We start from the raw sequence: 623 nt of genomic DNA on the forward strand, positions 1-623 counted from the left end.
GGTAGCTCAGTAACAGCTATTGGCTCTGCTAATAACCCACCATCACTTGCGACAACATACATTTTTCGCCCATCGCTGGTAGAAATATTGAGGCTACGTGCGTTACAGCCATTAAGTAGTCTTAAGCGTAACCAACCTTTAGGCGCAACGTGTTTTGGAAATACTGCCCCATTGGTCAGCATGAGATCCCCAAACCAACCAACAGCAGCACTCATTACATCTAACTGATAATCAATCTGCCCATCATCTTTAAGGCGTTTATCTTGTAAGATCACTGGGATATCATTAATTCCCCAATCACTTGGTAAACCATGCTTATTACTTTCATCATCTTTAATAATGACTAACCCAGCCAATCCCATGGCAACTTGGTAACCTGTTTTTCCATGTGTATGAGGATGGAACCAGCAGGTTGCTTCAGGTTGATTGACCGTAAAATTTACCTGACGGTTAGCGCCTGAAGCGATAATAGCTTGTGGCCCGCCATCTTGTTCACCCGAGATTTCAAGGCCATGCCAATGCACGGTAGTTTCATCAGAAAGTTGGTTAGCGATATTAATATTGACGTTCTGCCCATTTTTCAGACTAAGTGCAGGGCCAAGCAGATCACCGTTATATCCCCA

The 623-nt window shown here is 43.8% G+C and carries 1 protein-coding gene; it reads right to left on the reverse strand.

The features are described 5' to 3' along the window. Positions 1 to 623 (reverse strand): multicopper oxidase domain-containing protein (locus ABN217_RS19660; protein ID WP_349459915.1); only part of this gene is annotated, 623 nt, incomplete at both ends.

Origin of the sequence: Proteus sp. fly-1067, from assembly GCF_040139345.1 — a bacterium.
GTDB lineage: Bacteria > Pseudomonadota > Gammaproteobacteria > Enterobacterales > Enterobacteriaceae > Proteus > Proteus vulgaris_B.